Below are 13,024 nucleotides of genomic sequence, written 5' to 3' on the forward strand. Positions count from 1 at the left end.
GACAGGGAGTGGGAAATGACCGGAAAAATTGACAGACAGGTAATGTTAAGAAAAGCAAGAACGCTTACAGAAGCGCTTCCCTATATGCGACGTCATGCCGGCAAAACCTTTGTTATTAAATATGGCGGCCATGCCATGGTCGATGAAGTATTATCTGAAAATTTCGCCCGTGATATCGTCCTGATGAAACAGGTGGGGATGAACCCAATCGTTGTTCATGGTGGTGGACCACAGATTGGCAGTATGCTTGAACGGCTCAAAATTGAAAGCTCATTTGTTGACGGACTTCGTGTGACAGATAAAGCGACAATAGAAATCGTCGAAATGGTGCTTTCTGGAAGCATCAATAAATCCATTGTCGGTGCCATAAACAAAATAGGCGGTAAAGCCGTCGGCCTTTCCGGAAAAGACAGTGGTCTGGTTATTGCGGAGCCTTTAAAACGAAAGCGTAAAGATCCTGATTCAAATATTGAGCAGATACTCGATCTCGGATATGTCGGAGAACCAAAACATGTCAATGCGGAATTTCTTCGTTCATTTGAAAAATCTCCGGTTATACCTGTCATCGCCCCAATCGGCTTGGGTGAAGGGGGGGAAACCTATAACATCAATGCTGATACAATGGCCGGTGCAATTGCCGGTGCGTTAAAAGCAGAGCGGTTATTGCTTCTGACCGATGTGGTGGGTGTTCTTGACAAAGATAAAAATCTGATTGCCGATATGAATGAGGATATGGCCAAAGCATTAATAGAGGACGGGACCATAATCGGCGGTATGATCCCTAAAGTGGAAACCTGTATTAAAGCAATACATGATGACGTTGGTGCGTCAGTCATCATTGATGGCCGTGTTGAACATGCCCTGTTACTGGAGCTTTTCACCGAACATGGTGCGGGAACTTTAATCCAGAAATAAATGTATTGCTGAATTAAAGTTATTCATAAAGGGCTATTTCATATTCCATTTTGTCGTGTGACATTGGAAAATCAATACCATTTTTGGCATTTACAAAATCGGCCGTTGGCACAAATGCCAGATCGGATTGCATTTGAAGTGCGGTTCTCATACTAAGCCCGGCTCTGTATGCCAACGCAACAATAATTGATCCTTTTTTCTTGTTCAAAATGCTGCGGACTGAATTATCGGGTAAGTTTGACATAATTATAAGGGATTGTATAACAAGTTCGCGTTGTTTGTTCTTAATCGCATTCTGGATGAATTCATCGTCTATGATACCGCGCTCAAACAAATCGGCAGCCTGTTCGGATAGGGATCGTTTATCGCTATTTTCAGCATTTTCATTTGAAATCCGGTCCCGTGCCCGGATCAGCAATTCTTTACCCTGTTCAGGGTCAAGATGGTTATCGGTAATCATTATGTCCACCAGAGATGATGCAACAAATGTGGCGATCCGTTTCATGGCTCTTATGGAAAGGCTGGGGCGTTTAACTAAGGGCTCATGCCAGGCGACAATATTTTTTTCCTGTGCCTGATCTATAATTTTATCAAGTGTTTCTTCACGGATCTGGGCGTTCTGATTGGCAAGCAGATTGGCAACTGCCGGAATTTCCAGTGTTGATGCTATGGCATCACAGACATCACCGCTTAGGTCATTTCGGTTGGCAATGGCTTCCAGTGCACCGCTTAATGTGGTTGCTGCAATGATTTCCTTGAGGTCGGCATCACTTAATAAAGGGGAATATTCAAGTATCGGGGCGCATACCGATAAAATTTCATCATTGGCCAGTTTCAGGGCAATATGCTTTGGGATACTGTCTGATGATTTTAATTCTTCGGCAAGAATTTGTCTGACGGATGGCAACTGATCATTGGCGAGCTTTTCAATCATTTCAATTGCTTTATCACGAATTTGTCTAGCACCCTCGTCAGAGATATTCGGAAAGAAACGGGTAATTTTTCGTGCCAGTTCGTGTTTTACTTCTTCATCAATATCGTTTGAGAGAATCTCGTCAGCTTTATAGGGTGTATTGGGATTTGCTGCGATTTTTTTCCGGATGTCAGGATCTTCATCTTCTGCCAGATAATAAAGAACTTCCTGCGGTGTATTATCACCGCTGGCCAGGATCATCTTATCATCGCGCTTTTTGGCTTCCAAAGCTTTGCGTGCTTCTTCATAGGAAGTGAGTTCTTCTTCCCGGTTGTCTTTTTTTCTAAATAAATTTTTTATCATTTACCTGATCCAGAATTTCATATTTTCCTGTTATTCCCCAAAGTAATTATTCGTTACTTAAAGACGCTCCTGACTTGCCATTTCTTTTAACGGAATAAAGGGCTTTATCAGCACGATCCATCAGGCTTTCCAGTTTTTGAGATGATCCCGGTTCACTTAAGGCTATACCAATTGAAAGTGAGAGAGGCTTATCAGGATTATCAGAAATTGCCTTCAGTTCATCAACGGACCCTAGTATCCGATCGGCATGGTTCATGGCGCTTTTTTCATCAATATTTTCAAGCCAGACAGCAAATTCATCACCACCCAGACGACTGCAGAAATCTGCTGTGCGCGTGTTTTTCTGTAATATTTCAGAAAGTTTTATGAGAACCTGATCGCCGGTTGCGTGGCCGTGTGTGTCATTGACATACTTAAAATTATCAAGATCAATATAAAGCAGGGCGCAGGTTTGCCGGGTTCGGTTCTGAATAACAAGTCGCTTATTCACCTTATCGGTAAAAGCCCGACGATTTAACAGTGACGTAAGTTCATCCGTATTGGAAAGACGTTCCAGTTTTTCATAATTTTTTATTTGCTCAAAGGCAATGCCAAGATGGCTGGTTACACCCATGAACAGTGATTTTTCATCTTTGTTCCAGCTTTTTTTCTCATTATCCAGTGTGACGAGCATTACACCGTTAATTTTACTGTGATGTTTTGAAAACCCTATTAATACTGATTTTTCATCAATAATTTCTTCGATGAAACTTGGAGGTGTTTTTTCGCCCGCACTGTCAAAAATTGTCATAGCGCGTTTTATTATCTTGTTATAACGTGAAGTGGATGTGTTTTCGCCGCTTTTGGCCTTTAATACAGTATCAAAACTACCATTTCCAAGATTGTTTATCTGGGCAATATAGCAGTCTTCTGCGGTGATACCGTCGAGAGCAGCATTTGCCGTTGTCTGCAATATTTTTGATGGTTCAACTTCGTCACGGATGGTTGAAATAATTTTTTTGAGGACCTGTTCACTTTTTCGCGCGCGTCGAAGCGACGCTTCACGTTCACGCATTTCGGTGACATCACGGCAAACACCTCGAGCGCCCTGCCAGGTGGAATTATTATCAATAATCGGATTTGCTGAAACCTGTACACAGGCAAAAGTGGAATCGCTTCTTTGAAGCCATATTTCTACATCGTGAATAATATCAAGCGTATCAAAAGGGTTTATGTCGCCTTCACCAACAATTAGATCAGCGGCTCTTTTGTCATTTAGCTCATAGGCTGAATATCCGAGTATGCCATTGGGCGAGACATATTTGAAACGGCCTTTATTATCAGTTTCCCATGCAAAATCTGTCGAACAGGATACTAGGTCTTTAAACATTTGGCGGGACTGTACCAGTGCTTTGGTCAGATGTTGCTCTACCGTGGTGTCTTTTCCAAATAATAATACCTGCGTTTTATTTAGAGATGCAGATTTTACGGGAAAGGCATAAAGATCAAAATGACGGCTTCCGGTTTCATCCTCGAGAGTAATTTTTTGATTTTCCGGACAGCCATTGGTCAGACAGCGAATAACGATGCCATGCAAAGTCGGATTTCTGCTTTGGAAAGCAGATACCAGACTTTCGGCATAAATATTTTTTTCAAGGACATTTAATGATTCATCAGTCACCAATGCGGGACCGCTTAAATTTTCAATAATGTCTTCCAGAAGATAAGTATGTTCATAATTGCTTTCCTGAATTGTGCCGACATTTTTAGAAATATCTCTATGTTCTGCTTTAATCGCTTCTGTCAGGATACGTGCAATATTACTGTCCATGGTGCCCAAATCGATTTATTCTGTTACTTATTACTCAAAATTTTATTAGAATGAAGGCTAACGATTTTGTATTAATATTTAGTTTACGCTAGGAAGAAACGATTTAAATATGCTGATAAAAAATGCAGTAAGGGCCCCCGATCTTGAAAGTATAAAATACTGGGTCTTTGATCTTGATAATACACTCTATCCGCATGGGGCCGATTTGTTCACGCAGGTTGATCATAAAATGGGTCTTTTTATTCAGGATATGTTTAACATTTCCTATGACGAGGCAAAAAAACGCCAGAAGCATTTTTTTATGACCCATGGAACAACATTACGCGGACTGATGACGGAGCATGGGATTGAGCCCTATGCTTATCTCGATTTTGTACATGATATTGATTTTTCGGTTCTAAAAGTTGACGACACGCTTAATGCGGCATTAGAAAAACTGCCGGGTGAGAAATTTATATATACAAACGCTTCAACCAGCTATGCCAATGATGTGCTCGCACGAATTGGTCTTTCGGGGAAATTTAAAGATATTTTTGATATTCATGATGCTGAATTTTTGCCCAAGCCGGACATCAGGAGTTATCATAAAATGGTTGAAAAATTTTCCATAGATCCCAGAAAATCTGTAATGATTGAAGATATTGCAGGCAATTTAAATCCGGCAGCGGAACTAGGAATGGCAACAGTGTGGGTGCCAACCGGAGCTCATTGGTCAGATAACGGCCAGAATGGTCAGAATATAGATTATATCACCCCGAATTTGCCCGAATGGCTAAAGAATGTGGTCAGTTCTGCACAATAACTTGACAGCAGGGTGTTTGTGGATATGTTCTGCATATTTAATATTATTTAGAAGGAAGATACAATGCACGATCAGTCACTTGAAACTGTCATAAATCAGGCTTGGGAAGATCGTGACACGCTTAACCCGTCGACACGGGGGCAGGTTCGTGACGCGGTCATAGAGGCTCTAAATATGCTTGATGACGGAAAGGCGCGCGTGGCATCAAAAGAGGGTGGTGTCTGGACAGTTCATCAATGGCTTAAGAAAGCTGTTCTTCTTTCTTTTCGCTTAAATGAAATTGGCACGATTGCCGGTGGACCGGGCGATAAAAGCCGCTGGTACGACAAAGTGCCATCGAAATTTGAAGGATGGGACCGTGAGCGTTTCGATAAGGCGGGGTTTAGGGCAGTTCCCAATGCGGTTGTCCGCCATTCTGCCTATATAGCGCCGAATGTCGTGCTTATGCCGTCATTTGTCAATTTGGGGGCCTATGTTGACCAGGGAGCAATGATTGATACCTGGGCGACGGTCGGGTCCTGTGCGCAGATTGGCAAAAATGTTCATATTTCAGGAGGCGTTGGAATTGGCGGTGTGCTCGAGCCATTACAGGCCGGTCCGGTCATTATTGAGGATAACTGTTTTATCGGTGCGCGTTCCGAAGTGGCCGAAGGCGTGATTGTTGAGGAAGGTGCAGTGCTCAGCATGGGCGTGTTTATTGGCGCTTCAACAAAAATTATTGACCGCGAAAGCGGAGAAATCTTCATGGGTAGGGTCCCTGCCTATAGTGTAGTGGTGCCAGGCACACTTCCCGGCAAGCCATTAAAAGATGGAACTCCGGGGCCAAATCTTTATGCTGCCGTGATCGTCAAACGCGTTGATGAGAGAACCCGTTCAAAAACGTCAATCAATGATCTGCTGAGAGATTAATCCATGATAATCGATCCGGTGGAGTTAACAAAAAAACTGGTGCAATGCCCCAGCATAACTCCAAAGGATGAGGGTGCACTGGATACTTTGCAGCACACGCTTGAAAGTCTTGGATTTAATTGTACGCGGCTTTTGTTTGAAGATGTGGACACACCAAAAGTGGACAATCTTTACGCGCGGCGTGGAACTGGCAGCCCTCATTTTTGTTATGCCGGCCATACAGATGTTGTTCCGGTAGGCGCCCTTGAAGACTGGATCTTTGGCCCGTTTGATGCCATCGTTCAAGACGGCGTACTTTATGGTCGCGGTACCAGTGATATGAAGGGGCATTGCCGCATTTGTTGCGGCCGTTTCAGAAATAATAAATGATCAGGGATCAATCAGTTTGCTCATAACTGGTGACGAAGAAGGACCGGCCATCAACGGCACAGTAAAAATGCTGGAATGGCTTAAAAACCACGGTGACATTCCTGATATCTGTCTGGTCGGGGAGCCGACCAATGTTTCAGAAATTGGCGACATGGCAAAGATTGGCAGAAGGGGGAGCCTCAACGGAACGCTTGCCATACATGGCACCCAGGGGCATGTGGCCTATCCGGACCTTGCGGATAACCCGATCCCAAGGCTGGTCAGAGTACTTGATAAATTAATCTGTACCGATCTTGATCAGGGCAATGAATTTTTTCAGCCAAGCAATCTGGAAATTGTCAGTGTTGATGTTGGAAATCAGGCGACAAATGTCATCCCGATGGATGCAAGTGCAAAATTCAATATTCGTTTTAATAATGAGCATACGGCTGATGAACTGATTGAATGGATTAAGGATATCTGTGAAAGTGACGGTGGGCATTATACGCTTGATATAAAAGTATCAGGAGATGCCTTTCTGACAGAAGAAGGCACTTTAAGCGAACTGATCCGCCGCTCTATATATGAAGTAACAGGAAAAAATGTTGAGCTTAGCACGTCAGGCGGAACATCCGATGCCAGATTTATTAAAAATTACTGTCCGGTAGCAGAATTCGGCCTTATTAATAAAACAATTCACAAGGTAAATGAATGTGTAGATATTGATGATCTTTATTTACTGAAAAATATCTACATCCATATGTTAAACAGCTATTTTGCGAAATAAAATGAATGAAAATAATGAAATAAGCCTGCCCAATTATATTCTCCGGTCGCTTTTTGCTGCATGGAAAGTGATACAGATTAATCCAAAAGCAATGGATTATTTTGACCTGTCATCGGACGGTTTCTGGAAAAGTTTCTGGGCTATTGCGGTTATGCTGCCGGTTTTTATATTAAACCTAATTTACCGGACACAAGGAATGGGGCAACCGCTGTTTGCTACGGAACTGATATTCTTTTTCATTACTCTGCCGCTTAATGCATTTGTGATGTACTATTTTACCCGATATATGAATATCAATACCAATTATCCCTCGATGGTAATTGCCAATAACTGGGTGTCAGCGGCCAGCTTTAATATTTTGGTTTTAAGTACGCTTATTATCAATCTGCTGGCACCACAGAATATAATGTCATCTGTGGTTCTCATAATCATCAGCTTTTATTTTGGTATTTTTGCAGGGTGGTTTATGTACAGGATTTCGCTCCAGATCAGTGGTGCGCTTGCAGTAGGGGTGTTGCTGTTTGATATATTATTCAGTCAGTCTGTGCGTATAATCGTACTAAAAATTCTGGACCCTGAAATTTATCAGGGAATGCTTGATACTATTCATAATCTACCTTCATAAAATAAAGCCCGTCCGGCGGTGCGTTATAGCCCAGTGCATTTCGGTCAGCGGCTTTAAGCGCTTTTTGAAGATCATCCTTGCTCCATTTGCCCCGGCCTACATAATAAAGGCAGCCAACCATTGAGCGGACCTGATGGTGAAGGTAGGAAATGGCCGTCGTATCAATATATATATTTTCACCATCACGGCTGACATCAAGTTTTTCAAGGGTTTTTAAGGGGGATTTTGACTGACACTGTACACTTCTGAAGGTCGTAAAATCATGCTTTCCCACCAAAACCTGTGCGGCGTCATGCATGGCATCGGCGTCAAGCGGCTGTTTTACGTGCCAGGCCTTCCCCTGCATCAGGCTTAATTTCGCCCGTCTGTTAATGATGTGATATCGGTAATATCTTTTTTTTGCCGAAAAGCGGGCATGGAAATCTTCAGTTACCGCTTCGGAATCCAGCACTGAAATGGGTACGCCTTTAAGATGATAATTTAGGGCCTCCATCAGTTTATAGGGTTTTTCATTTCGCGGGATATCAACATGAACAACCATACCCAAGGCATGGACCCCGGCATCCGTACGACCGGCCGCGTAAAAACGGCAATCTGTCTGGCAATAATTAAAGACAGCCTTTTCAAGTTCTTCCTGAATGCTCGGGGCGTTTTCCTGTAGCTGCCAGCCGTGAAAATTACCGCCGTCATATTCAAGGGTCAGCTTAAAACGGTAAAGTCCGCTCATGAGAATTTAGCCCCAATTTCAAGTGCAAATCCATTCATAAGCGCATTAATATCCATAGGTCCTTTTCCCGGTCGTTGGGCGCGGGTTATAGAAAGTGACTTATCGCCACAGGCAATAATCAGCGGTACCCCAATCATCTGCCCTGCCTTTCCGGTCTGTTCAGAAATTTCCGCGCCAAGTATTTTAAGCCGCTCACCATTTACCTCGCTCCATGCGCCGGGAAAGGGGGATAGACCATGAATGTGATTTTTAATGGTTTCGGCGGGTAAAGACCAATTTATATGAGCTTCTGATTTATCAATTTTTTTGGCGTATGTTATGCCATGCTCACTTTGAGCGATAGGTGTGCTCTGGGGTAATTTATCCAGTACTTCAACGATGGCTTTTGCGCCAAGTATGCAAAGTTTATCATGCAGGCTGCCGGCGGTATCATAGTTTTCTATATTAATTCGTTTTTCAAGATGAACGGGTCCGGTATCAAGGCCCGCTTCCATCTGCATGATACCGATACCGGTTTCATGATCACCGGCCATAATGGCCCGCTGGATCGGTGCAGCACCACGCCATCTTGGCAGGAGGGACGCATGAATATTAAGGCAGCCATATTTTGGCGTATCCAGTATTTCCTGCGGCAGTAACAGACCATAAGCGACCACAACGGCGACATCCGGTTTTAGTGATCTGAATTTTTCGCGCTCTGAAGTTTCTTTAAAATTAAGGGGGGTATAAACAGGGATATCAAGTGAAGCCGCCAATTCATGAACTGGGGATAGTCTTTCTTTCTTGCCCCTTCCGGCGGGTCGCGGTGGTTGGCTGTAAACGGCAATAACCTTGTGCCCGGCACTTAAAATTGCTCTTAGCGCACTAACTGAAAAATCAGGAGTTCCCATGAAAACGATGCGCATCAAAAAGCTCCTATTCGTTTTCTTTGACCAGTTTTTTCACTTTCCGGACATACATGCTACGTTTGATTTTGGACAGATAATCGATAAATACCACGCCATTTAAATGGTCTATTTCGTGCTGAACGCAGGTGGCAAGAAGCCCTGTTGCATGAATTTCCTGTTCATCACCGTTGTAATCAAGGAATTTTATTTTGCATTCGGCCGGTCGCTCAATTTCCGCGTATTGTTCAGGGATAGACAGGCAGCCTTCGTTATAGGTGTTTAATTCTTCCGATGTCCAGGTGATTTCCGGATTGACGAAATACATTGGGTTTGGATCTTCTTCATCACGGGCAATATCAATCACAAGAATGCGCCATAACTTACCCACCTGTACGGCGGCCAACCCGATGCCGGGAGCGTCATACATGGTTTCAAGCATATCATCCATGAATGCTCTTAGCTTATCATCGACCTTTTTAACCGGTTCGGATATTTTCTTCAGTAATGGGTCGGGTACTGTCACAATGGGTAAAATTGCCATAATTATTCATCTTATCCTTTTAATCTCTTAAATGGTAGGTAATATGTGTTGAGGATAAGGTCAAGACTATAAGGAGCGGACATTCGTGTTAATTGATCAGAATATGATGATATTGATAGGCATGGTAGCAATAGTCCTGCTGCTGGTGGTTGTGCTTTTTATGGTCAACAGACGCGCCAGAATGGACAGCCACGAACGCCAAATCGCCGCCGAAAATGCCAATCAGTATATTGCCGAGATTATGAGAGCGAATGCAAGTCTTGAAAGCCGAATTCAGGTTATGAGTGAAAACCATGCGCAGGCGCAGGAAGAGCTTAAAAGGACAATGCACGAGCGGCTTGATGCGGTGAGCCAGCGGGTGGGTGACAGTCTCGAAAAAACCGGTGTTAAAACAGGCGAAAGCCTTGAAAAGCTGAGAGAACGTCTGGCGGTCATTGATCAGGCACAGAAGAATATCACCGATCTTTCCGGGCAAATGGTAGGCTTGCAGGAAATATTATCTAACAAACAGGCGCGTGGTGCTTTTGGCGAAATCCAGCTTAATGATCTGGTCTCGTCAATTTTGCCGCCGAATGCTTATGAATTCCAGGCCACAATGGAAAACGGAAAAAGAGCCGATTGCCTTATCAAACTTCCCAATCCACCGGGGTCGATCGTTGTTGACGCCAAATTCCCGCTTGAAAGTTATCACAGGCTTCATAAGGCCGAAAACGAGATTGAGTTTAAAAATGCGCAGCGCCTTTTCAGGGCAGATATTTTAAAACATGTGAAGGATATTTCCGATAAATATATCATCAATGGCGTGACGGCGGAATCTGCGTTGATGTTTTTGCCGTCGGAAGCGGTTTATGCGGAGCTTCATGCAAATTATGCTGATGTGGTGGAAAAGTCATTCAGGGCAAAAGTCTGGATTGTCAGTCCGACAACATTAATGGCGACGTTAAACACTGTAAGAGCCATTCTTAAAGATGCCCGTATGCGGGAACAGGCCGGTATTATCCAGAAACATGTGACCACGCTGCTTGAAGATGTCGGGCGTCTTGATGAACGGGTTGAAAGTTTAAGAAAACATTTTGAGCGGGCCGATAAAACCATTGATCAGATTGCTACGTCTTCCCGGAAAATTACTTCCAAGGTTGATGTGATTGAAAAAATCCAGATGGAAGATGAAGGAAGCATTGAGGACGCCCTGGAGCAAAAGGAACCACCCCAGATCAAACTTATGATCGATTAACCATAATGCCATCATTTGGCCCATCTGCTGCTTTAACTTGACATCCATTATGTCTTTTGATTCTTTAGATGCTATGAAAATAAAGCTTCTCATAGCGACGACAATTATCGCGGTCGCAGGATGTGCATCAAGACCGCCCAGTAATTTCGCGGACAGCTGCTCCATTCTTGATGAAAAGGGCGGCTGGTATTCGGCTGCAAAAAAAGTACGTGATAAATACGGCACGCCGATCAATGTGCAGCTTGCCATCATACGTCAGGAAAGCGGTTTTAAACATGACGCCAAGCCGGAACGTAACCACCTGCTATGGATTATTCCATGGGGACGGAAATCATCGGCCTATGGGTATGCGCAGGTAAAGGATGCAACATGGGACTGGTACCGCGAGCAGACCGGCAATCACGGGGCTGACCGTGACCGGTTTGCGGATGCAGCGGACTTCATCGGCTGGTACAGCAACATCAGCCAGCGGACTTTGGGAATTTCAAAATGGGATGCCTACAACCAGTATCTTGCCTATCACGAAGGGCATGGCGGTTATAAACGGAAAACTTACTTAAAGAAAAAATGGCTGATGGATGTTGCCAAAAAAGTGGACGGTTATTCAAGGACTTATGCGGCGCAATTGGCGGCTTGTGAGAAAGATCTGGACAGCGGATTTTCGCTATGGCCGTTTTAGGCATAATTTTGCCGTATTTATGATTATAATTAAAATTGAGTCATGATGTACTCGGAAAACCCCATTTTATGTTAAAAGACGGGCTGGTGATTTATTCAACACCAGCCCTTTTTTTATTAATATCATTCTTTTTAATATCCTTCTGGCCAGGGGAACAGGTCAGCAGGTCTTTCAACATTAAGATCAATTTCCGTGCCACGCGCCATAACGAAGGTTGGGTTCATCAGGGTGCCGATATCTTTAAGCGGGTCCGCTTTTGCGGCGATAATATCGGCCTCTTTACCGACAGCAATGGTGCCGGTGACTTCAGTCAGATCCATCAGGTCGGCGGCATTGACGGTGGCGGCGATCAGTACGGCCCGCTCCGGCATACCGGCATCATGCATCAGCACCAATTCATAACCATTGGTGCCATGATCATTGACCCCGGCATCAGTGCCGAAAGCAATTTTGACGCCTTTGTTATACGCCATGGCAAGGGCGTTTTTCATAATCGGGCCGACCTCAAGTGCTTTTTGTGCCACCGCCGGAATAAAGAAGCCCGGACGTTCCTTTGCAATGCGTTCCACCGTATAGCCCGCAATCAGGGTTGGTACCAGATAGGCATCATGTTCCAGGAATAAGTCGACCGTGTCCTCATCAAGATAGGATCCATGTTCAATACTGTCGACGCCCGCGCGCAAGGCGGCTTCAATCCCGGCTTTGCCGTGGGCATGGGCGGCGACTTTTCGGCCCATAGCATGGGCTGCCTCAATGATCGCGACCTGTTCTTCATCGGTAAACTGCTGTCCGGTACCGGTCGCGGTTTTACTCAACACGCCGCCGGTCGCCACATATTTTATATGATCGGCGCCAAATTTAATTTGGGTGCGTGCTGCTTTTCGGCATTCAGTAACACCGTCACAAACGCCGGAATGGGGATGCGGGAATATATCATCCCGAAAGCCGCCAGCATCGCCATGTCCACCAGTCGGGGAAAGGGTTTGCCCCGCTGCTTTTATGCGTGGCCCCATGACAATATCCTGATTAATGGCATCACGAAGAGCAAAGATTGCATTACGGTCAGCGCCGACATTGCGGATGGTTGTAAAGCCGGCCCGTAATGTGCGCATGCCATATTCAACGCCCATCAGGGTGCTGAGTTCCGATGAACGGGTAACCCGTACTTCACGGCCGTGGGCTTCCTGCTGGCTCAGGATGTGGGTATGGGTGTCAATCAGTCCCGGTAAAACATACTGATTCTTAAGATCAATAATTTCGGCATTTTCAGCGCCCTTTACCTGAGACGCAGAAACATAACCATCACGGATTTCAACAATTTTTTTATTTTTGATAATAATTGACTGTTCTTTTTTGGCCTCTTCACGGGCATCGGCAAGCAAAGTACCGGCATGGATAATTTTCCATTTGTCAGCGGCCTGTGCCGAAAGTGGCAGGCACAGCAATACTATCGCGGTTAAAATTGATTTTTTGAGCATGATATC

12 protein-coding genes and 1 pseudogene are annotated in these 13,024 nt (G+C 44.4%); 7 read left to right on the forward strand and 6 right to left on the reverse strand.

The features are described 5' to 3' along the window. The first annotated feature begins 15 nt into the window (after positions 1–15). The gene (argB, locus tag R3D86_09295; protein MEZ5758402.1) at positions 16–915 is read left to right on the forward strand and encodes an acetylglutamate kinase; all 900 of its coding nucleotides are present in this window, start codon (positions 16–18) and stop codon (positions 913–915) included. Between the two features lie 19 nt (positions 916–934). On the opposite strand, the gene R3D86_09300 is transcribed toward argB, so the two are convergent. Next, positions 935–2,191, reverse strand: coding sequence for a DUF2336 domain-containing protein (locus tag R3D86_09300; protein ID MEZ5758403.1), 1,257 nt, complete (start codon positions 2,189–2,191; stop codon positions 935–937). A 46-nt stretch (positions 2,192–2,237) separates the two neighbouring features. Continuing rightward, complete coding sequence (locus R3D86_09305) at positions 2,238–4,001, reverse strand: diguanylate cyclase (GenBank protein ID MEZ5758404.1); 1,764 nt, start codon at positions 3,999–4,001, stop codon at positions 2,238–2,240. A gap of 109 nt (positions 4,002–4,110) precedes the next feature. On the opposite strand from R3D86_09305, the gene R3D86_09310 reads away from it, so the two are divergent. The 4 genes and pseudogenes from R3D86_09310 to R3D86_09325 all read left to right on the forward strand — a co-directional run bounded on the left by R3D86_09310 (position 4,111) and on the right by R3D86_09325 (position 7,472). After that, the gene (locus R3D86_09310) at positions 4,111–4,803 is read left to right on the forward strand and encodes a pyrimidine 5'-nucleotidase (protein ID MEZ5758405.1); all 693 of its coding nucleotides are present in this window, start codon (positions 4,111–4,113) and stop codon (positions 4,801–4,803) included. A gap of 63 nt (positions 4,804–4,866) precedes the next feature. Continuing rightward, positions 4,867–5,712, forward strand: coding sequence for a 2,3,4,5-tetrahydropyridine-2,6-dicarboxylate N-succinyltransferase (gene dapD, locus R3D86_09315; protein MEZ5758406.1), 846 nt, complete (start codon positions 4,867–4,869; stop codon positions 5,710–5,712). 3 nt (positions 5,713–5,715) lie between these two features. Beyond that, positions 5,716–6,847, forward strand: a pseudogene (dapE, locus tag R3D86_09320) (succinyl-diaminopimelate desuccinylase). A gap of 1 nt (position 6,848) precedes the next feature. Beyond that, positions 6,849–7,472: a hypothetical protein gene (locus tag R3D86_09325; GenBank protein MEZ5758407.1), complete on the forward strand. Its 624-nt coding sequence runs from the start codon at positions 6,849–6,851 to the stop codon at positions 7,470–7,472. Here R3D86_09325 and truA read toward each other — a convergent pair. Genes truA through def form a run of 3 tightly spaced genes read right to left on the reverse strand, consistent with a single transcriptional unit; the run spans position 7,450 to position 9,627 of the window. After that, the gene (gene truA / locus R3D86_09330; protein MEZ5758408.1) at positions 7,450–8,199 is read right to left on the reverse strand and encodes a tRNA pseudouridine(38-40) synthase TruA; all 750 of its coding nucleotides are present in this window, start codon (positions 8,197–8,199) and stop codon (positions 7,450–7,452) included. The two genes, R3D86_09325 and truA, sit on opposite strands and share 23 nt — an antisense overlap. Beyond that, on the reverse strand, positions 8,196–9,104 hold the full coding sequence (gene fmt / locus R3D86_09335; protein ID MEZ5758409.1) for a methionyl-tRNA formyltransferase: 909 nt from the start codon (positions 9,102–9,104) through the stop codon (positions 8,196–8,198). The genes truA and fmt overlap by 4 nt, the downstream gene beginning before the upstream one ends. A gap of 10 nt (positions 9,105–9,114) precedes the next feature. Beyond that, complete coding sequence (gene def, locus R3D86_09340) at positions 9,115–9,627, reverse strand: peptide deformylase (protein MEZ5758410.1); 513 nt, start codon at positions 9,625–9,627, stop codon at positions 9,115–9,117. Positions 9,628–9,712: 85 nt separating this feature from the next. On the opposite strand from def, the gene rmuC reads away from it, so the two are divergent. Both rmuC and R3D86_09350 read left to right on the forward strand, forming a co-directional pair. Beyond that, complete coding sequence (rmuC, locus tag R3D86_09345; protein MEZ5758411.1) at positions 9,713–10,861, forward strand: DNA recombination protein RmuC; 1,149 nt, start codon at positions 9,713–9,715, stop codon at positions 10,859–10,861. Positions 10,862–10,934: 73 nt separating this feature from the next. Then, positions 10,935–11,540, forward strand: coding sequence for a transglycosylase SLT domain-containing protein (locus R3D86_09350; GenBank protein MEZ5758412.1), 606 nt, complete (start codon positions 10,935–10,937; stop codon positions 11,538–11,540). Between the two features lie 131 nt (positions 11,541–11,671). Here R3D86_09350 and R3D86_09355 read toward each other — a convergent pair whose 3' ends face one another. Continuing rightward, on the reverse strand, positions 11,672–13,018 hold the full coding sequence (locus R3D86_09355; GenBank protein MEZ5758413.1) for an amidohydrolase family protein: 1,347 nt from the start codon (positions 13,016–13,018) through the stop codon (positions 11,672–11,674). Between the last annotated feature and the right edge of the window lie 6 nt (positions 13,019–13,024).

The sequence above is a fragment of the Emcibacteraceae bacterium genome (genome assembly GCA_041396985.1).
GTDB lineage: Bacteria > Pseudomonadota > Alphaproteobacteria > Sphingomonadales > Emcibacteraceae > Pseudemcibacter.

What these genes read in the sequence shown, in the direction of transcription:
- argB (MEZ5758402.1), top strand. Translation starts at nt 16, where the DNA reads ATGACCGGAAAAATTGACAGACAGGTAATGTTAAGAAAAGCAAGAACG.
- R3D86_09300 (MEZ5758403.1), bottom strand. Translation starts at nt 2,191, where the DNA reads ATGATAAAAAATTTATTTAGAAAAAAAGACAACCGGGAAGAAGAACTC.
- R3D86_09305 (MEZ5758404.1), bottom strand. Translation starts at nt 4,001, where the DNA reads ATGGACAGTAATATTGCACGTATCCTGACAGAAGCGATTAAAGCAGAA.
- R3D86_09310 (MEZ5758405.1), top strand. Translation starts at nt 4,111, where the DNA reads ATGCTGATAAAAAATGCAGTAAGGGCCCCCGATCTTGAAAGTATAAAA.
- dapD (MEZ5758406.1), top strand. Translation starts at nt 4,867, where the DNA reads ATGCACGATCAGTCACTTGAAACTGTCATAAATCAGGCTTGGGAAGAT.
- R3D86_09325 (MEZ5758407.1), top strand. Translation starts at nt 6,849, where the DNA reads ATGAATGAAAATAATGAAATAAGCCTGCCCAATTATATTCTCCGGTCG.
- truA (MEZ5758408.1), bottom strand. Translation starts at nt 8,199, where the DNA reads ATGAGCGGACTTTACCGTTTTAAGCTGACCCTTGAATATGACGGCGGT.
- fmt (MEZ5758409.1), bottom strand. Translation starts at nt 9,104, where the DNA reads ATGCGCATCGTTTTCATGGGAACTCCTGATTTTTCAGTTAGTGCGCTA.
- def (MEZ5758410.1), bottom strand. Translation starts at nt 9,627, where the DNA reads ATGGCAATTTTACCCATTGTGACAGTACCCGACCCATTACTGAAGAAA.
- R3D86_09350 (MEZ5758412.1), top strand. Translation starts at nt 10,935, where the DNA reads ATGAAAATAAAGCTTCTCATAGCGACGACAATTATCGCGGTCGCAGGA.
- R3D86_09355 (MEZ5758413.1), bottom strand. Translation starts at nt 13,018, where the DNA reads ATGCTCAAAAAATCAATTTTAACCGCGATAGTATTGCTGTGCCTGCCA.